Origin of the sequence: Microbacterium proteolyticum, from assembly GCF_030818075.1 — a bacterium.
Taxonomy (GTDB): domain Bacteria; phylum Actinomycetota; class Actinomycetes; order Actinomycetales; family Microbacteriaceae; genus Microbacterium; species Microbacterium proteolyticum_A.
In genome coordinates this window covers 1,935,270-1,956,661 of the sequence record NZ_JAUSZZ010000001.1, presented here as the reverse complement: position 1 = coordinate 1,956,661, position 21,392 = coordinate 1,935,270, and the positions used below count along the sequence as shown (strand labels likewise).

General features: G+C 63.4%; 21 protein-coding genes, 3 pseudogenes and 1 other annotated feature. Of the genes and pseudogenes, 15 read left to right on the top strand and 9 right to left on the bottom strand.

Annotation, left to right across the window (positions count from 1 at the left end; genetic code table 11):
• Window positions 1-4: 4 nt before the first annotated feature.
• From QE392_RS09065 to QE392_RS09055, 3 genes and pseudogenes are all read right to left on the bottom strand, one after another.
• Window positions 5-772, bottom strand: a complete 768-nt coding sequence (locus tag QE392_RS09065; RefSeq protein ID WP_307450854.1) for a hypothetical protein — start codon at window positions 770-772, stop codon at window positions 5-7.
• Between the two features lie 257 nt (window positions 773-1,029).
• A complete protein-coding gene (locus QE392_RS09060; protein ID WP_307450852.1) occupies window positions 1,030-1,401 on the bottom strand; it encodes a peptidase inhibitor family I36 protein in 372 nt (123 codons plus the stop codon).
• Between the two features lie 613 nt (window positions 1,402-2,014).
• Window positions 2,015-2,316 (bottom strand): annotated as a pseudogene (locus QE392_RS09055) (transposase); the annotation flags it as partial.
• 245 nt (window positions 2,317-2,561) lie between these two features.
• On the opposite strand from QE392_RS09055, the pseudogene QE392_RS09050 reads away from it, so the two are divergent.
• From QE392_RS09050 to QE392_RS09015, 8 genes and pseudogenes are all read left to right on the top strand, one after another.
• Window positions 2,562-3,530, top strand: a pseudogene (locus QE392_RS09050) (IS481 family transposase).
• 269 nt (window positions 3,531-3,799) lie between these two features.
• On the top strand, window positions 3,800-4,141 hold the full coding sequence (locus QE392_RS09045; RefSeq protein WP_307450850.1) for a hypothetical protein: 342 nt from the start codon (window positions 3,800-3,802) through the stop codon (window positions 4,139-4,141).
• 216 nt (window positions 4,142-4,357) lie between these two features.
• A protein-coding gene (locus QE392_RS09040; RefSeq protein WP_307450848.1) for an IS3 family transposase occupies window positions 4,358-5,622 on the top strand; the annotation gives its coding sequence in 2 pieces (ribosomal slippage) (window positions 4,358-4,661 and window positions 4,661-5,622; 1,266 coding nt in all).
• Window positions 4,657-4,791 (top strand) — a sequence feature (AL1L pseudoknot). Its footprint overlaps the gene before it by 135 nt.
• 18 nt (window positions 5,623-5,640) lie before the next feature.
• Window positions 5,641-5,985, top strand: a pseudogene (locus tag QE392_RS09035) (transposase); the annotation flags it as partial.
• A gap of 145 nt (window positions 5,986-6,130) precedes the next feature.
• Window positions 6,131-8,086, top strand: coding sequence for a site-specific DNA-methyltransferase (locus QE392_RS09030; protein ID WP_307450845.1), 1,956 nt, complete (start codon window positions 6,131-6,133; stop codon window positions 8,084-8,086).
• 5 nt (window positions 8,087-8,091) lie between these two features.
• The gene (locus tag QE392_RS09025) at window positions 8,092-8,703 is read left to right on the top strand and encodes a DEAD/DEAH box helicase family protein (protein ID WP_307450843.1); all 612 of its coding nucleotides are present in this window, start codon (window positions 8,092-8,094) and stop codon (window positions 8,701-8,703) included.
• Between the two features lie 13 nt (window positions 8,704-8,716).
• A complete protein-coding gene (locus QE392_RS09020; protein ID WP_307450841.1) occupies window positions 8,717-10,585 on the top strand; it encodes a DEAD/DEAH box helicase in 1,869 nt (622 codons plus the stop codon).
• 101 nt (window positions 10,586-10,686) lie between these two features.
• The gene (locus QE392_RS09015) at window positions 10,687-11,385 is read left to right on the top strand and encodes a hypothetical protein (protein ID WP_307450839.1); all 699 of its coding nucleotides are present in this window, start codon (window positions 10,687-10,689) and stop codon (window positions 11,383-11,385) included.
• Window positions 11,386-11,558: 173 nt separating this feature from the next.
• Here the strand turns inward: QE392_RS09015 and QE392_RS17525 are convergent, their stop codons facing one another.
• The 4 genes from QE392_RS17525 to QE392_RS09000 all read right to left on the bottom strand — a co-directional run bounded on the left by QE392_RS17525 (window position 11,559) and on the right by QE392_RS09000 (window position 14,462).
• Window positions 11,559-11,873: a helix-turn-helix domain-containing protein gene (locus QE392_RS17525; protein WP_373426498.1), complete on the bottom strand. Its 315-nt coding sequence runs from the start codon at window positions 11,871-11,873 to the stop codon at window positions 11,559-11,561.
• Window positions 11,874-12,330: 457 nt separating this feature from the next.
• A complete protein-coding gene (locus QE392_RS09010) occupies window positions 12,331-12,624 on the bottom strand; it encodes a hypothetical protein (protein WP_307450836.1) in 294 nt (97 codons plus the stop codon).
• A 130-nt stretch (window positions 12,625-12,754) separates the two neighbouring features.
• Window positions 12,755-13,867 carry a fatty acid desaturase family protein gene (locus tag QE392_RS09005; protein WP_373426454.1) on the bottom strand — a complete coding sequence of 371 codons (1,113 nt, stop codon included), beginning with the start codon at window positions 13,865-13,867 and terminating at the stop codon, window positions 12,755-12,757.
• A gap of 148 nt (window positions 13,868-14,015) precedes the next feature.
• Entirely contained in the window at window positions 14,016-14,462 is a 447-nt protein-coding gene (locus QE392_RS09000; protein ID WP_275801643.1) for a hypothetical protein, read from the bottom strand.
• A gap of 32 nt (window positions 14,463-14,494) precedes the next feature.
• Between QE392_RS09000 and QE392_RS08995 the strand changes: the two genes are divergently transcribed.
• From QE392_RS08995 to QE392_RS08980, 4 genes are all read left to right on the top strand, one after another.
• Complete coding sequence (locus QE392_RS08995; protein ID WP_275801642.1) at window positions 14,495-14,659, top strand: hypothetical protein; 165 nt, start codon at window positions 14,495-14,497, stop codon at window positions 14,657-14,659.
• Window positions 14,660-14,713: 54 nt separating this feature from the next.
• Window positions 14,714-15,202, top strand: coding sequence for a hypothetical protein (locus QE392_RS08990; protein ID WP_307450830.1), 489 nt, complete (start codon window positions 14,714-14,716; stop codon window positions 15,200-15,202).
• Window positions 15,203-15,746: 544 nt separating this feature from the next.
• On the top strand, window positions 15,747-16,055 hold the full coding sequence (locus QE392_RS08985; RefSeq protein WP_307450828.1) for a hypothetical protein: 309 nt from the start codon (window positions 15,747-15,749) through the stop codon (window positions 16,053-16,055).
• A gap of 277 nt (window positions 16,056-16,332) precedes the next feature.
• Window positions 16,333-16,620 carry a hypothetical protein gene (locus QE392_RS08980; protein WP_275801639.1) on the top strand — a complete coding sequence of 96 codons (288 nt, stop codon included), beginning with the start codon at window positions 16,333-16,335 and terminating at the stop codon, window positions 16,618-16,620.
• 1 nt (window position 16,621) lies between these two features.
• On the opposite strand, the gene QE392_RS08975 is transcribed toward QE392_RS08980, so the two are convergent.
• Window positions 16,622-17,353 (bottom strand): helix-turn-helix domain-containing protein, encoded by a 732-nt coding sequence (locus QE392_RS08975; protein ID WP_307450826.1) that lies wholly within the window; start codon window positions 17,351-17,353, stop codon window positions 16,622-16,624.
• A 115-nt stretch (window positions 17,354-17,468) separates the two neighbouring features.
• Between QE392_RS08975 and QE392_RS08970 the strand changes: the two genes are divergently transcribed.
• Complete coding sequence (locus QE392_RS08970; RefSeq protein WP_307450823.1) at window positions 17,469-17,843, top strand: hypothetical protein; 375 nt, start codon at window positions 17,469-17,471, stop codon at window positions 17,841-17,843.
• 186 nt (window positions 17,844-18,029) lie between these two features.
• On the opposite strand, the gene QE392_RS08965 is transcribed toward QE392_RS08970, so the two are convergent.
• Complete coding sequence (locus QE392_RS08965; protein WP_307450821.1) at window positions 18,030-19,514, bottom strand: family 16 glycosylhydrolase; 1,485 nt, start codon at window positions 19,512-19,514, stop codon at window positions 18,030-18,032.
• Between the two features lie 321 nt (window positions 19,515-19,835).
• On the opposite strand from QE392_RS08965, the gene QE392_RS08960 reads away from it, so the two are divergent.
• Window positions 19,836-21,140 (top strand): glycosyltransferase family 2 protein, encoded by a 1,305-nt coding sequence (locus QE392_RS08960; RefSeq protein ID WP_307450819.1) that lies wholly within the window; start codon window positions 19,836-19,838, stop codon window positions 21,138-21,140.
• Window positions 21,141-21,153: 13 nt separating this feature from the next.
• The gene (locus tag QE392_RS08955; protein WP_307450818.1) at window positions 21,154-21,315 is read left to right on the top strand and encodes a hypothetical protein; all 162 of its coding nucleotides are present in this window, start codon (window positions 21,154-21,156) and stop codon (window positions 21,313-21,315) included.
• The last annotated feature ends 77 nt before the right edge of the window (window positions 21,316-21,392 follow it).

Below are 21,392 nucleotides of genomic sequence, written 5' to 3'. Positions count from 1 at the left end.
GGTTTCAGCCACCATGCTGTGAGATCACAACCGCCGCAGCGTCTAGAACGCCCTTTGCCCTCGACTGCTGCTCCACCAGAGCGGACTCGTTTTGCTCGATGTAAACCATTTGGTAACTACCGATGATGTCGGCAAGAGTCTGCACAAAGTCAACGTCCTTCTTGCAGCTCACATCGACCAGTGCGGCCCGAATTTGTTGCTCCGAACCCATCTCCGCTACTCCCTCGATGCCTGCCAAGGTCATTTCATCGGGGACGAGGCCCTCATCCGACACGCAGTCGATCCATCGTTCGCGCACATCAGACCACTCCGAGGTGGCGCTGGCCTGCCCAACGGCCTCGTTGTAGCCGCGAGCGGCCAGATTTGTGTCGCTCGACAGGAAGCTCGTATCGAGACCGTGCGAGGCGAAGTCGACGCTCGACAAACAGGAAGACCAGAGCGCCTGAACATTAGATGGCATGCTCGAGTTGAGCGCAAGGAGGTTTTGCATAGTGTCGCTCATCGGCGGGTCCGAATAGCCATAACGTGCTGCACGCTCCGGATCCCAAAGCCCGAAGGACGAGGGAACCGTCGTTTCGTTACCAAGTTTCCGCCGGTCAACGATCTCGACGTCGGCGTCACTGCTTTTTTCTTCGACGCAGTCTCGCACAAGTAGATCCTCAGCGTAGCGAACGGTTCTATCATCACTCGCGCTTAGCTGATAGGCGTCGAGCGGGTATGTCACGGTTTGACTACTCGGGTCGAGTTCTGCTAAACCCGACTTCAACTCCACTCCACTGTAATCAGTAGTAGTAGAACACCCAGCTAGCACCATGACGCTTGCTGCGGCCATCCCAAGCGCGTACCTGCGTCCTCGAAAAGTCATGTTCGTGCCCCCCCCTGCTTTGAACTGTTTGCGGACTCCACATGAGAGTTTACATCGGATATTTTTTACACATCGTTCACGCGCGACGTCATTTTTGAAACACCGTAGCTGAGAGGCCCGGGGGGCCGAATCACTCGACCCCCCGGGCCTCATTAGTCGTCGCTTCAGCACACCCAGTAGAACGAAGAGATCCGATCCGTCCATGTCATAGACGGACCCACGATCCACTTAGCGCCGAGATTGTTGTAGGAGTTACCCCGGGCGAGGTCGCCGTAGTACCCGCCGTAATCTGCGTGTTCCCAGTAGCGGATGTCGCAGTAATTGCCGTGGTTGTAGATCGATGAAGCACGATCATTCGCCGAGTTGCCGACGTACCTCGCGTTACCACTGTTGCCGTACAAGTACGCATCTTGGTCTGGGTTATCCCAGAGGCAGAAGCTGCCGCTCGAGCACTCGCCGATGGATGCCATCGCCGGTGTCGCCAGCAAAGTCGTGCCAGCTGCGGCGAGCGCGACAGCGCCCACCGAAGCCGCCACGCGCCGACCGAAATTTCTCACGTTGCCCCCCAACTTTTGATTTGGATGTATCACCTAGGCACTAAATAGGAGATGCTCAGGTGACTCGCACGCTATCGGAATGATGCGACGTATCACAAGAGCAACTTCAGCTGCCTCGACAAGAACCTTGACCTCAGTGATGCGATCGACTAGAGGGCGCCTCTAGCCTCGATCTTTCAGCGGGCTTCTGGGGTGAGTGGGCTGAGCGTCGGTGCGCTCGTGCGGGTCTGATTCTGGTCTGCGGGTACGACATTGAGTCGCTCGTCGCTGCTGGGCGGGTTTCCAGGCCGGGGTGTTCTGTGTCGTGGGTGGGCGTGGGGTCCGCGGTGTCAGCCGCGAGCTCTCGCGTGAGCGCGGAGCCGGCTGATTGTGGCGAGAGTCATTGCAGCCCATCGCGTCTGGCTGGAGAGGTGCAGGGTGGTGCGTCTGCCGGTGCGTGCGACCGCTGCGGGGATGTTTAAGAGGCGGAGGCGGAGTCGTCTCGGTTCCCATCGTCGGGTCTGTTGGTCGGGGTGGCCGAGAGACGAGGTGGCACCAGATCCGGTTCTGATCGAACCCGTGCAGCGGCAGGTTGCGTAGGCCGGTGTCTTTCGCGACTCGGATCCACAGAGAGAGCCGCAATCGTGCGGGACGATGTGGGATCGGATACGACGCGTCCGAACACTCCGAGCTTCTCACGTAGCACGCCGATGTCCGCGAGAGCATCGCCCCCAACGCGAGAGCGATTGCGAGGTCCGTAATGACCTTGCCTGGATCGTCGACCGCGAATGGCTTACGCCACGGCGCCAAGGCCTCCGACAGCGCCCGGTCCAGGCCCGTCGCGCGGACCGTTTCGGTCAGCAGGACGCCACCCGCCTGACCGACTGCGGACACCGACGCGGCATCGACATGAATGCGTGGATACGCTCCGGTACTCTCTACCTCGAAATTGCTCCTTCTTGGGGACGAAAAAGACTCTAGACAAGCCCTATTCTCCCAAGTCAGGGGCACTTTCCCCGTTCCCCACACAGCCTCACGAGCGGTAAGTGCGAAAGCCCTAGGTGTTCTGACCTGGGTGGTTAGGGACGTGAGCGTAGGCGAGGACCTTCTGGTGGAGTGGAGTCACCACAACTGACCGCTCCCAAACCAGAAGGTCCTCGATGTCCCACGCTAACGCTGTTCTTGCGCCCGCTGGCAGGCTGCGCCTTGCCCGTTTGATCGTCGACGACGAGTGGCCTCTGCACCGCGCCGCCGATCGTTTCGGTGTCGGCGTCACCACCGCGGCCCGCTGGGCTCACCGCTACCGCGAAGCCGGGCGGGCATGGTGGATCGCTCCTCCCGGCCCCGCGTGAACCCGAACCGCACCTGCCGGCGGGTGGAGCGGCGGGTGGTGAATCTGCGGGTGTCGAAACGGTGGGGGCCGGCGCGTATCGCCGCGCAGCTGCGGCTGAACCGCTCCACGGTGCAAGCGATCCTGCGTCGTTACGGGTGCCCGCCGTTGCGATGGACCGATCCCGGCACGGGGGTGCGGATCAAAACCAGCCGCGCCACAACGAACCGGTACGAAGCTGCCGCCCCCGGCGATCTGGTGCACATGGATGTCAAGAAGCTCGGACGTATCCCCGACGGAGGCGGACACCGCATCCACGGCCCCCAGGCGGGCAAGAAGAACCGCCGCGGCATCGGCCACGGATACGCCTTCATCCACTCCGCCGTCGACGACCACTCCCGCCCTGGCGTATTCAGAGATCCTCGACGACGAACGCAAAGACACTGTGACCGCGTTCTGGACCCGCGCCCACGCCTGGTTCACCGACGCCGGCATCGACGTCAAAGCCGTCATGACCGACAACGGCACGGGCTACCGCTCGCACGCCTTCCGCGACGCCCTCGGCCCCATCCGCCACGTTCGCACCCGCCCCTACCGACCCCAGACGAACGGAAAAGTCGAACGCCTCAACCGCACCCTCCTCGAGGAATGGGCCTACGCCCGCGCCTACCGATCAGAAACCGAACGAACAGCCGCATTCGCCCCCTGGCTGCATCACTACAATCACCACCGACCCCACACCGCCATCAACGGCACACCCGCCTCACGCGCCCCCAACCTCCCCAGCCACAACACCTAGGCTAACCGCGACGCCATGGGTGGTTGGGCGATGTGACTTGCCCGGCGAGGTGCCGCCGCGCTCCGATACGGAGGCGGCAGCAGATTGGGGGATAGGCGGCGCTGTTCGATCGGACGGTTGGCACCCCGCGCGTTCCGTCGTTCACTGGATACAGCGGGTGCTGCAGTTCAGTTCTGGCACCCGCTCCCACGCACTTCGTTGCCGGTCTGCGGTCTGTAGAGAATTCGTCCTGAGTTCTCGGCCGCACCCGTCAAGGAGGTGACCCGCTCATGAGCGAGTCCAACGCCACCACCACACCCGCCACGCCCGCGTCCGCCAATGGACTCGGCTACGGCCCGATCAAACCCCTCGCGGTGAGACTCAACGAGTCCACCCGCACCCAGCTGGACATCATCGCCCAGCTCAACGACCGGACCGTCACCGACGAAGTCCGCCTCGCCATCGAAGCCTGGATCGACACAACCAAAGCCGACCCAGCCATCCAACGCCGCGCACAAGACGTCCGCGACGAGATCGAACGCGAGGCAGCAGGCAAACGCGACGCCATCGCCGCCATCTTCGATGCCACCCCAGCGCCGAAGACGCCGCGGGCGAAGGCCACGACAACCTGAGGCACCGCCTCTACCCCGGCGGCCGGCTCGAGCACGTCCACGTAAGGACGCAGCTCGCCGGCCGCCCCGACCATTCCCCCGATTGAGGCCCAGCCCCCTCGTTTGTGCTCCGCGATTCCACGAGAACCATCCCGGTTCCCGGTCGCGCGCACAAAGGAGGAATGAAGCGCCCTGGGTTTGTTGGAGGCTCCTGACCTTGGAAACGAGGATGGGGTTATGCCGAAGGAACAGGCGATCGGGAAGCCGACGACGCGTGGGTATTCGGATGAGGAGAAGGCCGCCGCGGTGCGGATGGTGAGGACGCTGCGCGCCGAGCTCGGAGTCACCCAGGGGACGGTGCAGCGGGTCGCTACGCAGCTCGGCTATGGGGTCGAGTCCGTGCGGATGTGGGTGAAGCGGGCCGACATCGACGACGGCGTCACCGCGGGCGTGAGCACCACGGAGGCGCAGCGGATCCGGGAGCTGGAGCAGGAGAACCGGGAGCTGCGCCGCGCCAACGAGGTGCTGAAGCGGGCCGCGTCTTTCTTCGGGGCGGAGCTCGACCGCCACTACCGGAAGTAGTCGCGTTCATCGACGCGAACAAGGACGACCTGGTCGATGGTCGCCGGCTCGGAGTCGAGCTCATCTGCAGATTGCTGCAGGTGGCTCCGAGCAGCTATTACGCCGCCAAGACCCGTTCCCCGTCAGCTCGCGCCGTCCGCGACGAAGAGCTGATCCCGCAGCTGGTGCAGTTGTGGGACGTGAACTACCGGGTCTACGGGGTCCGCAAGCTTTGGAAGGCTGCCGGACGCGTCGGGATCATGATCGGACGGGATCAGACCGCGCGGCTGATGCGGGCAGCCGGGATCGAGGGCGTGAGACGTTCGAAGCGGGTCAAGACCACCAGGGCGGATCCGACATCGGCCAGACACCCGGATCTGGTGCGGCGGGAGTTCACCTCGACCGCACCGAACCGGCTTTGGGTGACCGATTTGACGTTCGTGCCGACGTGGGCTGGCGTCGCTTACGTCTGCTTCATCGTCGACGCGTTCAGTCGGATGATCGTGGGGTGGCGGGTCGCGTCGCACATGCGTACCGAGATGGTCCTCGACGCGATCGAGATGGCACGCTGGTCCCGCGGGCACCGCCACGCGGACCTGCGGTGTCACAGCGATGCGGGCTCTCAATTCACGTCGATTCGCTACGGGGAGCGGCTCGCGGAGATCGGCGCCACCCCGTCGATCGGGACCGTCGGCGACAGCTATGACAACGCCCTGGCCGAGACAGTCAATGGGTACTTCAAGGCCGAACTCGTCCGCGGGCCGGCACGATCCGGGCCGTGGAAGACCGTCGAGGATCTCGAGCTCGCGACCCTCGGCTGGGTCCACTGGCACAACACCGAGCGCCTCCACGGCTACCTCGGCGACGTCCCGCCCGCCGAGTTCGAGAACGCGTTCTATGCTGTCCAAGCCGACCGCGATCAGCTGGTCGGAATCAAATAGCGCGAGTCTCCATCAGACCCAGGGCGCTTCACTCGCACACGTCCGAATGCGGTCCGCGGCGACAAGGCGTACTCGTCGCGCGCGATTCGAGCGCACCTGCGCGGCCGGGGAATCAAGGCCGTGATCCCGGAACCGCGTGACCAGCAAGGTCACCGCAAACGCCGCGGATCCCGCGGCGGCAGGCCCGTCGGGCTCGACGCCGATGACTACCGCAACCGCAACGTCATCGAGCGGCGGTTTTGCCACACCAAGCAATGGCGAGGCCTCGCCACCCGCTACGACAAGTTGGCGGTCGTATTCCGCGCCGCCGTCCTCATCCACGCCACCATCACCTGGACCAAGACATTGTCAGACACGCCCTAGATCGCCGTGCTCACCGCCCAGCCAGGCGCTGCGGCCGACGTCGAGAATCTACTTGACGTCGGCCCAAGACGTGGGGTGTCGGTGGTCACTCGTATCATGACGGCAGGCGCCCACACCTTCACAACCCTGGCGCGAGAGACGAGCTATGAGCGGACTATCGACGGACGAGCGTGCCCATCTGGCAGAACTGCTGGCAAGAGGCGAGGACCTACCGCGCGAGTACAAGAGCTCGCTTTTCCCGCCTGATCGGCACGAGTACGAGCTCACGTACGTCGGGAAGGAGCGCGAGGAAGACGTCATCGCAAATACGATGGCCGTTCCTCTCCAGGTGATCCGCGAGTTTGGCGCCCCTCCGGGTTCGGGGTGGGCCAACCGCCTGATCTTCGGAGACAACCTCCAAGCCGCAAAGACGCTGCTTGACCTGAAGCGCAGCGGCGAACTTAAAAGTGCTGATGGCCAGCCCGGTGCCCGCCTGATCTACATTGACCCACCGTTCGCTTCAGCTCGCGATTTCGTTGGGGGCGACGAGGAGAGGGCGTACCAGGATCGTGTGGTCGGCGCGGCCTTCCTCGAGTTCCTGCGTCGCCGCCTGATTATGCTTCGCGAGCTTCTATCTGATGATGGATCGATTTTTGTGCACCTCGACTCCAAGAAGGGGCATTACGTCAAGGTGCTCATGGACGAAGTCTTCGGGGAACGCAACTTCCGAAACGAAATCGTTTGGCACTACTACAACAAGATGCAGGGCAACGTTAAAAGGTTCGCCTCAAATCACGACGTCATCTACTGGTACTCGAAGACGTCGACTTTCAACTTCACGCCGTTGAAGGAGTTGCGCCTGGAAGGTCCCGTTAAACAGCTCGCTCGCAAGTGGAACAAAGAGACGCAGAAGCTCGTCAACGTGAGGGGCTCGGACGGCAAGGTCATATACCAGGAGACAGATACAAAGGCCGTTGACGATGTGTGGCGGATGTCCATGCTTCAGCCTGCGGACCGCAGCCAGAATCAGCGGTACCCCACGCAGAAGCCAGAGGCGCTCCTCGAACGCATCATTAGCGCAACTACGAAACCAGGCGACCTTGTGCTGGACGCATTCGCTGGTTCGGGAACAACGCCCGCGGTCGCGGAGAAGCTGGGGCGTCGATGGATCGCAATTGACTCCGGCAAGCTTGCTGTTTATACAATCCAAAAGCGGATGTTGAGCCTAAAGGCGAACATCGGCAACAAGGGTCGATCGCTCTCGGCGTCGCCCTTCACGCTTAGCAATGCTGGCCTTTATGACTTCGCTCGACTTCGCGACCTCGCGTGGCTCGACTGGCGGTTCTTCGCCCTGAACCTCTTTGGGTGCGTGGACGATCCACACAAGGTCGCTGGGATCGAGCTTGACGGCTACCGAAACGGCGCGGACGTCCTCGTCTTCAATCACAGGCAAGACGGTGGCGTTGTTCTCGATCACGGGTTCATAGACAATCTCCACTCGCAGATCGGGAGCCGATCCAGCGCCGATGTCTTCATCATTGCCCCCGCTGCGAGCGTCGCGTTCCTTGAGGACTACATCGACCACGGTGAAGTCCGCTACTACGTCCTGCGGATTCCGTACTCGATAGTGAACGAGCTGCACGACCGCCCCTTCGAGGCGTTGCGCCAGCCGATTGATGCGGACGATGTGAACCGCACCGTCGACGCCGTGGGCTTCGATTTCATTCAGCAGCCTTCCGTGCGATGCGACTACTGGCGAGAACAGAACGGCGATTCCGAGGTCGCGTTTGTGCGCATCGAGGAGTTCAACAGCGAAGCGTTGGCCCGTGGAGTCACGGCACGAGGTAATCGAAAAACTCTGGCGGCGGTCCTGATCGACTTCGACTATCCGTATGATCAGGCAGCAGACTCGGACTCAGCGCCGCCGTTCGTGCTGGACGAGGTAAAGTTCGCTGCCGAGCTCGAGGACAGCGACTGGAAGATCGAGTTGAGCGGCAAGAGCTTGGGGGACTTCGCGATGATCGTCTATCTCGATGTGTTTGGTAACGAGTACACGGAGGTGAAGGCTCGCGACTCATTCATCGTGCGCGAACCCGTCACCAAATCGGACGGTGTCAGCTAGTGTCAGTGGCCGTAGCGTCCGTCACCAACACCGACCTCGTGCTCAACGTGACCAAGGCGATCGACCCTACCGTTCTGGACCTCACGCCTTACGAGCCGTTCTTGGACGCACTTTGCTCGACGCGCGACTACCAGAAAGACGCGATCCGCGTAACCCTTCGGTACTTGCTTGGGGAGCGTTACCCGAACCTCCGCGCTCTGATGCGGGAGAACCTTGATGCCAGCCCCACGCTGAAGGACGTTTACGGCGGAGAGGCTGCGGCAGAGCGAAAGTTGCTCTTCCCCGATCAGCTTTCTTGCAGTCTTGACCTGGCAACGGGTACGGGGAAGAGCTACGTGATGTACGGCATCGCTGCCATCATGCTCGGGATTGGGGCGGTGGATCAGGTTGTCGTGCTTTGCCCTTCCTTGACGATCGAGGCGGGGCTGACCGACAAGTTCAAGAGTCTCGCCTCTAGCGAGGCGCTGCGGGCGGCGATGCCTTCCGCTTCGGTGTACCAGGCGCCGGCGATTATCAACGGCACCGAGTCAATCGTGCCTGGCGCCGTTTTGCGTCGAGAACTACCACGCGACCTTCGCCTCGTCGCGCAGCTCGATTCGCCCCACGTTGGTGGGTAAGGGCGCCCGCACCTTGATCCTCAACGATGAGGCCCATCACCTTTACTCCTCCAACGGCGACATGCGCCGTTGGGCGGAGTTCGTGGGGGCCAACGACATCGGCTTTCGCTACGTGGTGGGTGTTTCCGGAACTTGTTACGTGGACGACGCCTACTTCCCGGATGTTGTCTTCCGATACTCCCTCCGCGAGGCCATCGATGCGGGCGTAGTAAAAACTATCGATTACGTCGCGGAAGACTCGACGGGCGCGCGGGACGAGAAGTTCCAGAAGGTCTATGACAACCATCAGAGCAATCAGCAGTTTTACCGGAAGGTAAAGCCCCTCACATTGCTCGTGACGCGGGACATTGCGGCCGCAAAGCGCCTCGCCAGTGACCTCGTCTCCTTCCTCGCGTCGATTGAGGAGCTCCCGCAGGATCAAGCGGCGGCGAAAGTCTTGACGGTCACCTCAGATCCGGACCATAAGCGGAACGTCGTTCAGCTCGCTTCCGTGGATCAGGCGGACAGCGCTGTCGAGTGGATCGTCTCGGTGAGCATGCTTACGGAGGGTTGGGATGTGAAGAACGTCTTCCAAGTGGTGCCTCATGAGGAAAGGGCGTTCTCGAGCAAACTGCTCATCGCACAGGTGCTAGGTCGAGGGTTACGCGTGCCTGACTCGTATCGCGGCGAAAGACCTGTACTAACGGTCTTTAATCATGATGCGTGGTCATCTCGAATACGCCACCTTGTCGACGAGGTTCTCGAAATCGAGAACCGTCTTGTCTCGCAGGTCTCAGATAAGGAAGTGGACTACAACTTCGAGATTGAGAACATCGATTACAGCAAGTCCCAGGAATCCGAAGAGCACAATGCCCCGGAGGAGTACGACTTCTCGAAAGGCTACGTTTCGCTGGCTTCCCAAGTGTCGCAGCTAGAGCGTGAGACCACCTACAGCCGCGTGGTCACGGGGAGTCAGCGTGAGAAGCGTACTCTCATTCGCTACAAGATGTTCTCCGTCGATGAGGTTGCTGAGCACATCCACTCCAAATTCCGCGCGATCGACCTCGAAGAGTCGACCGACTACGCAAGCAAATACTCAGTCGTCTGGCTGCGCGAGCTGATTCGCGAATCATTGAAGCGCGTGGGCGAAACGGATGACTTGGTGAGTGAGGACAACCGTCAGAGGCTACAGGCAGCCTTCGGAGTGGTGCATCGAAAGTCGAGCCATACGGTGAGGTATGTTTCAAAGCCGAACGAGCTTGTGAAACTGTCGACGGCTCAGCGTCATCGTGACAGCATCAGCGTCTCGGGGCTTCGACGAGGCGATGCCACTGTCTTCGCAGACGAAGATTCAGCGTCGCTTAGCGATGAAGAGACGCGGCGGGTGCTGAACGACGTTCTCGAAGACGATTCTTTGCCTCGCTCTGCAGTCGAAGAAGTATCGAACAAGTTCCACTTCAAGACGCCACTGAACATTGCTATCGCGAACCATCGCCCCGAGCGGGTGTTTGTGAAAGACTTGATTAAACCTGAGAACGCCGCGGTCACCTCCGGTTGGATCAAATCGACGGACCAGGATTTCTATTCGATCGAATTCGGATGGCGGAAGGGAGAACACTTTCGGCGAGGCCACTTTAATCCGGACTTCTTCATCGCGACGAAAGGTCGAATCCTAGTCGTCGAGATCAAGGGAGACGACGAGATCGATGAGCCGTCAGATGAGAATCGCGCGAAATTTGTGGCGGCAACCGCTCACTTCGCTGTGCTGAACGCGATGCTGGGCACAGAAAAGTACGCGTTCCACTTCTTAACCCCACGCGACTATGACGCGTTCTTTCAGTTTCTGAGGGAGGGAAGAACAGGGTTCGCTTCGACTCTCGACGCTGCTCTCGCTTCATCCTGACACGGAATCCAGGGGTTGCCGCCGGACAATATCCGGCGCAACCTCCAACGATTCGTGGCGCGGCCGGCGTGGTGCCTCAAGGTGTTGCCTGGCCGATCGCGATGACCGATACCCTCAAGCGTATGGAAGCCTCGACGCCGCTGTGGGTGGCTATGGCGGTGCCCACCTTTGCTCTCGTTGGCGTGCTCATTGCTCAAAGCATCACTCTCTTCAACGAGAGGGCGCGACGTCGCGATGAACAGACCCGGGTAGTTCGCGAGGAGGTCCAGAAGGTCATGATGGCCTTCTACGGGTTTGCTGAGTACGCGAACTCGACCGAGGCAGAGGCGGGATTTGGTAATGAGTGCACACCCTACGAGGAGCAATGGGACGTCGTCGCAAACGGACTCGCGGCTGGCGCAGCCAATATGGCCGGCGGACAAGGAAGACATCGAACCGCCACGCTTGAACTGATGGATGGACTCGGAGCGCTTTCGCGTGCGGACCGTGAGGGGCTAAGTCCGTGGACCGTCCCTCGGTGGGGGTATGCACAGATGGCGTGGGCCGGCTTCGAAACCGTCGCCGCTTGGCTCCGCGGGGAACGGATACCCAGACACTCTCGCCGTGTCGCTCGCATGGCGCTTCAGATGAGAAAGGACCTGGACGCTGAATACGCTCACCGTGCGCGTATTGAGGCGGACCTCAAAACCGGCGTCGTCCGCAAATTCGCGCGGGAGCTTCGGTGGGGAGTACGAAATAGGTGGAAGAAGCTCGTCTCCGGCCCAGCGAAGAAGTTCTGGGCCTACCTGTTCGCAGCCTAGATGCGCAAACCGTGGCGGATGCCGCGAGGTGCTCGTTCGGCGCACCGCGCGTGAACGGGGCACTACAGCTGTCGCGGGCTTGGTCCCACCCTGAACCTCCTTCAGGAGGGGTGCTGTCGTTGGACGCAAGCGGCGCGGAGCCGCGGGCGCCGGGTCGTTCCTGGTGGCGCGATTTATCGCGCTCCCCCGCGCGACCGCATCTGTATGCCTGCATTGAGCAAGCATGCTCTGGTCTGCGCGTAGCTGACGCCGGCTGATGCTGCTATAGCTGCAATCGCCTCGCCTTGCTCGTACCGCGAGACCATCCGCTGGACCTTCTCGTCAGTGATTGTCGGCTTCTTTGGGCCACGTGGCCGGATCGGTTCACCCATCGACACGAGCAACCGCTGTACCTTATTAGCGCTGAACCCATACTCTTCACCGATCGCAGCTAGGGACTCCCCCGCCCGATACTTCTCAACTAAGGAATCACGTAGCTTCGCCGGCACCTCATTTGGATCTACCCGACTCAGCTTCAAGCGCGCAACCAACGTGTCGAGCGTCGTGCGATGCACCCCAAGCTGACGAGCAAGATCAGCGACCGGATCTCCTCGCTTGTAGCCGTCAACGAACACCAGCTTCTCCGCGTCAGTCAATCGTCGAGCTCGGCGGGGTACAGGGCGGCTGGCCGCTGCGACTCGGCTTGGCTCCAGATTCGCCAGCTGATGGAGCTTCGCCACCCCTGTCGAATTATTCGAGTACCTCTGAACAAGCCCCACTCTCCGCCTTCACTCTGCGGGGTGTGGCCGGCTCCCGTACGACAGTCGCTGGACTCATCTCTCGACCCATCGCTGCGATCTCAGTGGAAGCCGTCGCGGATCACCGTTGACTGTGTATTCCGACGGCATGGTGACTGCAGTCCAGGCAAGCGGAACGTTGGGGGATCATCAGGCCAGCGCACCTCGCTCAGAGAGGTGGGAAATGCTTGATGGGATGAGGCGAATGAGATCGAGTACTTGGCGGATGTGGAGGCAGATTCGGTCCGCCATCGTCATCCCAGTGTTCCCGCGCAACCTCGTCGTCGGTCGAAAGCCTGTCGCGTTCGATCTCCGCATCGCGCCGAGCTTGTGTCTCATTGGTCGCGGCATAGCCCTGCCGATGCTCACCGGTCGCCGTCGTCCACCGTATCCGCCGGGCACGGCTGCGTCGCGACTCACCCGAGGTGTTGCCGTCTTCGTCGTCCGTCGATGCGCCGCTCATAGCTGGACTCTACGCGCGCGGCAAGCGTGACGATAGACGATCCCGAGACGGCCCATCGTCCGGGTACACCTGCCGACTGCAACCGACGCGGCTACTGGCACGTGGCATCCGTGACGTTGGACGTCGCGCATCAGGCTCGGGCGGCCGCGGAGGTCATGGGGCACTCGAAGGGGTCGCGGGCCGCGAGGCCGACACGGTTGAGATATGCGATGACGATGCCATACGAACGCCAGAGACTGGTCTCGACGTAGGGGACGTTCAGTGTCTCGCTGTGTTCCTTGACGATCGCGCGGGCCCGGCTCAGATGCGGCCGGGGCATGTTCGGGAACAGGTGATGCTCGATCTGGTAGTTGAGGCCGCCCATGAGCCACGTCGCCCACCACCCGCCGGTGATGTTGCGTGAGGTGCGGACCTGCTTGCTGAAGAAGTCGAGCTTCGCGTTCGGGGCGATGACGGCCATGCCCTTGTGATTGGGGGCGAACGATGCGCCCATGTACACGCCGAACACGGCGAGCTGGACGCCCAGGAACGCGAACGCCATCCCGAGAGGAAGGAAGACGAACACCGGGGCGACGAAGACCGAGAACCGAAGCGCGAGGATCGCGAGCTCGCGGCGGCGTCCCTTCACCTCGCCGCGGGAGAGAAGGTGTCTGAACGCGAGGAAGTGAAGGTTGGCGCCCTCGAGCGTGAGGAGGGGGAAGAAGAGCCAGCCCTGCCTCTGGGTGATCCATCGCCGCAAGCCACGTGCTTTCGCCGCGTCGGCCTCGAGGAAGGAGACCGTGTCGACCTCGATGTCCGGGTCCTTGCCGACGCGGTTCGGGTTGGCGTGGTGGCGGGTGTGCTTCGCGCCCCACCACGACATGCTCAGACCGACGACGCCGGCTCCCAGCCACAGCGCGAGGCGTTCGTTCCCGGGACCGGAGGCGAGGATCTGCTTGTGCGCGGCCTCGTGGGCGAGGAATGCCACCTGGGTGAACAGGACGCCCAGTGCGGCAGCGATGAGCAGCTGATACCAACTGTCGCCGAAGAGGACGAACCCGGCGATGGCCCCGGCGAATCCGACCGCGAGCACGAGGCCGACGACGGCGTAGAAGCGCTGTGCACGCAGCAGGAGACCGGTCTCTCGAACGACCTGAGACAGCTCGGTGTAGGCCTTCGCCATCGGGGGGAACTCCGTCGTCCCTGCGTAGGTCTGGCGAATAGGACCCAGTCGGGATTCAATGACCGGTGAGCGCATTTCCATTCCTCGGTTTCGTCGTGACCGGTGAGGCCTGAAGCCGATGGCGGTCGCCGAGGACTTACCAACAGGTTACGCGCGTCGTATGTTCACTTTCGTATATATGACTCTCAGCGGCGGTCTTACTTTTTGATATTCGCCGGAATTTCGCGAACTATTCTCGAAGCTGCCAATATGCTGCGAAGGCGTTCAGCGCGTCCGTGTCAGGGACGTCGACCCACAGGCGGATCCCGCTTGTGCGCACACCCGTTCCGTTCACCACGGCGGCACCGCCCAGCTTCGCAAGCGCCGCCGCCAGCGGCTGAGCTGCCTCGGGGGACAAACGACCCAGGTTTCGACCGTTCGAGAAGACGGCCACCGACCTTGCCCTGCCCTCGCGCAGCTTGCCGGAGCGCAACACGTAGAGACGATCACCGACGTCCTGACGCTCGACGTCGTTCACGAGATATTGCGTGCCGATGACCGCGACACTATGCGACGGCAGATTTCGCAAATCGGGCAACTGTCGATGCGTGCTCGCTCGCCCCGAAATTGCGTGGAGCAACTCTTCCCAAAATCTCAATTCCAGCCCGCCCTCTTTTTTGGGCAAAAGAATTGACACCCAACTCGAATATTAGGCGTAGAGTCACAAACATGTGGCTCACACTCGTCATCCTCCTCGTCGCTTGGGCGGTGCTGACGATCGTGGGATTCACGTTCGAGGGCCTGCTATGGCTCGCCATCATCGGCATCGTGCTCTTCATCGGCACCCTCATCTTCGGACTCATCCGAACCCGCAACCGCCGACGCGCCTCCTAGGCGGCCTCTGCGCCCCCGCGGACACGCAACCCCAGAGAGGGGTCCCCGAGACCCATGACCACCGACACGTCCTCCACAGCATCAAAGCCGCACACAACGCCCACCCCCTCGGCATACCCGAACCCCCTCGGCCTCACGTCCGTTCTCCCTGGATCGCTGCCGCCCAGACTCGGGACACTGACCGCGCCCAACACCTACCAGGTCGACGCCGTCTTCAACCGCCGCCCACAGGCAGAAGAAGTGACCGCACTGCACTCCCCAACGACCCAACAGGCCCTCTCTGACGCTGGCTATCCTTCGGTCACGCTCCGCGTGTCGGACCGGCGCCTCGAAATCGCGAACACCAATCTCGAAGAACTGAAATCCGGCTTGGCAACATTCCTCGCCGACCACCTCGCAGCCATCACCGCGAAGATCCAAAAGGATCACCTCACCGCGCACGCCAGGCTGGCGGCAGCAGCAGAGGCAGAAGCATCTCGAGCCGACGCCATCGCCCGCGAGGCTGGCCTGATCACATTCGAGCAAACACCGGCGACGCCGTAGCCGAACCGCAGCAAAGACACCCAGCCGGCCGCCCGTGGTCAACGCGCGGGATGCATGAGTCCATCCCCGAGATACTCTCGAAGCAAGAAGAAGAAGTCGCGCGGGTCAGCTGGAGGCAGCTGGAGGACGACTTCGTTGCGGGGGTGTGCCCGCCGAGTCATCGGATTTGCGACCCTCAGCGCTGAGAGGCAGTGGGCTGCGGTTGGATGGGGGATCCGCTTCGCTCGCCTCGCTCGACGCTCCTGACGACGTCAAGAGCGCCCTCTGGATCGCTCACCGTGGCGACCACGCTCGCGAGTGCGAGTCACACGCTTGACCGCCCTTGTGGGCACGCTCCCGGGCACCGCCGTCAGGTGGGGGCGAGCGGCGAGCGGCGGGACCTGGGAGCAAGGTTTCCCGGCGAGGCGCTGCCCGACACCCCTGGTGCGCGCCCTCGCCTTGTGCCCCTATACGTGCCCCGCCACTGACGCGCGAAGTGTGCCATGCGGACTCCCTCAACGCAACCCCGGGCGAATCTGATGGCAGGCCGACATACCGTCCGCGCATGGGCAACAGCATCGAGCGGGTCACCGTCACAGTCGACGGCACGAGCTTCGCGCTCGGCCCGCTCGAGAGCCTCGATGACCTGCGGGAGCAAACCCTCCGAGCCGCCCGCGCCGCAGGCGGCTTCCTCAACGTCACCGCCGACGGCGGCCACCGACTCAGCTTCTTCGTGACGACCACGACATCCATCGTCATCTCCGTTTCCACTGTCCCGCTCATCGCTCAAACCGCGGACGTCGACCCCCACGTTTGGCTACCGGGTATAGCGACCGATTACGACGAGGACGACATCCGCTTCGACACCATCTAGCATCGCCGAGGCTGCGAAGACCTAGCCGCGCGACGGCAGCGCGGCGGCGTGCGCTCGCAGGAATGGACACCATCGGCGGGGTCGATTTGCTCGGTGCGTGAATGTGAGACTTTCTGCATGCACGACATTGACGCTTCGCCGCCCCGCTGTTCTCGGGAGCAACTTGAAGCGTGGGTGAACGAGTTCGAGCAAAAAGAGCACTACATCGCAGGCCGGATCACTATCGCACCGCAAGAGGACGATGGCGGGCAGGACACCGGGCTTGTACCAACCCAGCATGGACCTCACGGAAGATCAGGCTGTCACGTATCGCCAGGCGGTCACGGCGAAGTGGCCAAGCCTCCCCCACCGTGCCGGCAAGGCGTATGCCCAGTTCAGCAAGGTCATTGCGCAGCTTGAGTCGGCACCACCGCCACCGAAAAAGACTCCTGGCAGGAGGCGCACCAACAAGTCATTTGTCATCCGCACCGAAGCACTCGTTAGACCGGATGTCGACTTCGACAAGTTATCCCGTGTACTTCTTGCCATCGCGCGAGACAAAGCCGAGAAGAAGAAGGCCGCCTAGCTCACCGCACTCCCCCGCGCGGCCGCATCTGAACGCCTGCCTCCATCAGGCACGACCTCGTCTGCGCATAGCTCACTCCAGCGGAGTCTGCGATGGCTGAGATCGCCTCGCCCTGCTCATACCGCGAGACCATCTGCTGGATCTGCTCGCTCGTAACCGTTGGCTTCCTTGGGCCCCGTGGGCGGATCGGTTCACCCATCGACACGAGCAGCCGCTGCACCTTGTTGGCGCTGAACCCGAGCCGATCGCCGATCGCAGCTAGGGACTCCCCCGCCCGGTACTTCTCAACCAGGTCATCACGTACCTTCGCCGGCACCTCATTTGGATCTACCCGGCTCAGCTCCAAACGAGCAACCAGCATGTCGAGCGTCGTGCGATGCACTCCAAGCTGACGGGCCAGATCTGCGACCAGCTCTCCCTGCTTGTAGCCCTCAACAAACGCCATCTTCTCTGCGTCGGTCAGCCGTCGAGCTCGGCGAGGTACGGGGCGGCTGTCCATCACAACCCGGCACGGCTTCAGATTTGCCAGTTGGCGCAGCTTCACCACCCCTGTCGAATTATTCGAGTACCTTTGAACAAGCCCCACCACGTCAGCGTTACCCGCAATATCGCTGAGAGCGATGTTCGCGAGAGTCGCCGCCTCCCAGGCCATTCGCGCGCGGTGCAGCCTTCCCGGGGCGACGTCCGCGGCCAGATCGAGGGGGTTCTCCTCCTGCTGCGCCCGCGAGGCCATCGCAATCTGCTCGGCACGGGGTTGTCACGTCCGGCCTGGTTGCTCGCTCGCTTGCCCTCCGAGGAGAACCTGGGAGACTGTGGGTCGGAGCCGGCGGCGGAAGGGTCCTGGCGATATGACCACCAACGAGATCATCACCGTCCTGTTGGTCACCGCCGCGATCACCCTGATGGTGTCCGTGGGAATCGCGGACCGGCGACGGCGCAGACGAGACGGCTCAGGTCCGCGATCGGCGCTGTCGGGGACGATCAGCACCTTCGATGAGGCGTTTCATCCGGCCGCCGCGCGCGCTGCCGAAGTCCGTGAGATCCAGCGCGAGGTTTTTCTCGACGCCCCGGCGCCGGGCGATCCGCTTGGTCTACGCCGAGATCGCCGCATCGTGCTGCGACTCGACCGGGTGCCGTCTGATCACGGCCGGGGCGACGAGGAATCGCAATCGCGATCTTGGCCGTCTGCGGAGGGGCCTACCGCACCGGTAGGCGGCATCTGAGTCAAGTCGCTCGAGAGGGTGCCCTTGAGCGAGTTCTCCGACGACGTCGTGCGCGGTCGTGGGGCCCGGTGCGACCGTTAGACAGATCGCGGCTGACTTCGGCGTCCACCCGACCTCTCTCCGCACGCCGAGGCCGTCGCGCCCGCGCGTGCTCGGCGCGGACGCGACCGCCCCCTCTGCTGCATCTCAGCGCACGACCGCCGCCGTGGACGCCGAGGTGCGCTGCGCGGTGGTGTACCCCGCCTTGGCGCCGGTGACCGTGACGGTGATGCGCTTGCCGATCTGGGCCTTGGCGAGCTTCAGCGTCTTGCCCGTCGCGCCGGAGATGTCGACACCGTCGGCCTTCCAGCGGTAGGTCAGGGTGACCGGACTCGGCGTCCACGTCCCGGGAGATGCCGTCAAGGTCGACCCCACCTTGGCCGTGCCGGTGACCGTCGGAGTCACAGCCCCGAGCGTGCCCGCGGCGACGGGCGCCGTCGGCAGCGATGTCGCGGCGCTCGATCCGTCCGGTGCCGCCACCGTCACGGTGATGCGCGTGCCGACGGTCGACGCGGGCAGCGTCAACGAGCTGCTCGTCGCGCCGCTGATCGCGGCACCGTCGGACGACCACTGGTACGTCACCGGAACGTCACGGCCGGACGCCGCGACGAGGGTGGAGCCGACCGTCGGGTCGCCGCTGATGGTCGGGGCCGCGGGCGCGGGCGTCGGAGTCGGTGTGGGGGCGACGGGCGGGTTCGAGCGGTACACCGCGACGTGATCGACCGACATCGTGCCGCCGGAGGTCTTCGGCGCGGCAGCGCTGTCGCACCCGCAGACGCCGTTGGGCAGGCCGCCCCCGATCGCGAGATTCAGCACCAGGAAATAGGCGTTCGGAATGGCGGCATCCCACGCGCTCTCGCCGACCACGGCCTCTTCGATGGTGTGGGTGACCACGCCGTCGATGAAGAATTCGAGCCGCTCCGCTCCGGAAATGGAGCGATCGATCAGAACGGAATAGTCGTGGAAACCCGTGAGGCATTCGGCACAGTCCTGCAGCCCGCTGGTGATGCCGTACGGCTCATCACACGCACCCCCGTCCGGCAGGTCGCAATGCAGCGTCTGGATCACCTGCGGGGTCCCGTTGACCGCCTCGAGCATGTCGAGCTCACCGGTGCGCGGCCAGTCGATCTGACCGTTCGCATCGCGACCCAGGGCCCAGAACGCCGACCAGTACCCGATCGGATCCACGACGGAGGGCAGACGAACGGATGCCGTCATGAGCAGGCGCCCACCCGTCGGAGCGGCGAACGACTTGTCGGCCGTGATGATCCGGCCCGAGGTCCACTCCCCCGCCGAATCGCGAAGTGCACGAATGGCGAGGGCACCGGTGCCGTCGAGGAAGACGTTGGCGGTGGAGGCCGTGGTGCGGTCGACGGCGCCCGTCCCCCACGTGCCCACCTCTGGTTCCCACTGCGAACCGACCGGCGAACCGGCCGACCCGTCGAATTCGTCACGGAAGAGAGTGGTCCACCCTGCGGCGTCCGCGGGAGCGGAGGCGAGGACGGCGGCCGGAGTGGCTGCTTCGGCGGTCTCCGCGGCGACGGCACCGGTCGGTGCAGCAGCGAGCCCGACCAGAACCACGAGGGCGAGCACAGCCGCGAACGGGCGCGAAAGGACGGAGGAATGAGGCAACACGGCGTGTCCTGTCTCGAGAATGTCGGGCAGCAATGCAACAGTCGCGCATCGCGGTCGATTAAATCGACCTTATGCGAATCTGAGCAGAAGCTGATAAAACGCGCAACGTCTTCCAAAGATCGCCCATTCTTTCTTTTTTCAACCTTGAGGTCACCCTCAGCGCGAGTTTCCTTCACCTCGCATTCCGCCGCATAGATTCGATGGCGTCGAAGCCGCCCAGGCTCGCGACGCTCGTGTCAGCGGCAACGCAGCCGTCGCACGTCGACACCCCTCTTCGGTGCGTTCTTCGGTGCGCCATCGACGGAAAGGACCCCGGTGATGGCCACCTCTCTGCGCTCCCGTACGCATGCCCCGGCCTCGCCTCGTCGTTCATCGTGGGAGGCGCTGCCCGAGGTCGCTCCGACGCGGCGCTCGCGGAGCACGCGTCGTCGGGCGTCCACGCCCGTCACCGGACACGACGGGTCGCCGACGGATCCGGCCGAGCGCTCGGGCGCAGCTTTCCTCACCGCCGCGCTCCCCGCGGCCGAGGAGTCCCCGGTCGCCGTTCCCGGCCGCCGCCGCCGCGCCGCCCGGCGCACCGGCGGACTGGTGGCCGCGCTTCCCGCCCACAACGAAGAGGCGGGCATCGCCGCCGCGATCGAGGGCCTCAAGAACCAGACCTCACCGCCGGACCACATCGTCGTGATCGCTGACAACTGCACCGACCGCACGGTCGAGATCGCCCGCGCGCACGGCGCCGAGGTCTTCATCACGACCGGCAACACCCACAAGAAGGCCGGCGCCCTCAACCAGTTCCTGGCCGAGGCTCTGCTGCATCTGCGCGAGGACGACCTGGTGCTCGTGCAGGATGCCGACTCCGCCCTGGACCCGGACTTCCTGGAGATCGCCCGAAAGAATCTGCGCGGGAAGATCGGCGCCGTGGGAGGCGTCTTCCGCGGGAGCGAGGGCGGCGGCTTCGTCGGTCACCTGCAGCGGAACGAGTATGCGCGCTACGCCCGCGACGTGCAGCGCCTGAACGGCAAGTGCCTCGTCGTCACCGGGACCGCGGCGGTCATGAAGGCCGGCATGCTCCGGCAGATCGGCAAGGCCCGTCTGGCCGGCCAACTCCCCGCCGGTGACGGCCGCGGCGGCGTCTATGACACCTCGGTGCTCACCGAGGACAACGAGCTGACCTTCGCCATCCGTCACCTCGGCTACGACGTCCTGAGCCCCGCCGGCTGCACGCTCGTCACCGAGATCATGCCCACCTGGAAGGATCTGTGGAAGCAGCGACTGCGGTGGAAGCGGGGCGCGGTGGAGAACTGCGTGCAGTACGGACTCACCCGCATCACGTGGCCCTACTGGGGCCGGCAGATCCTCACGATGCTCGGGTGCCTCATCACCTACATCTACCTCGGCACGATCGTGTACGCGCTGTTCTTCGACAGCTTCTCGATCCAGCCCTTCTGGCTCGGTGTCACGGCGATCTTCGTCATCGAGCGCATCGTCACGGTGCGCTACCGCGGCTGGCGCTACATGCTCGTCGCCGGTCTGATGTACGAGCTGATCATCGATCTCTTCCTGCAAGTCGTCCACACCAAGGCATACCTGGATGCGCTGACACGACGTCGGCGCGACTGGTGAAACGGAGAACACCATGTACAACAACATCGCATCGTCCACCGGAGCGGGCGTCGGCGCTGGTGCGCTCGCCATGACCGGTTTCAACTCGGTCTGGCTCGGCCTGGCGGCCTTCGCCCTCATCGCCGCCGGCACCGCCGTCATGCGCATCATCCCGCGCCGTACGCGCGAGTCCTGACCCGGCAGAACAGACGACCGCCGGCGCGAGGAGCGCCGGCGGTCGTTTATGCGTCGCGATCGGAGGAGTGTCTGGCC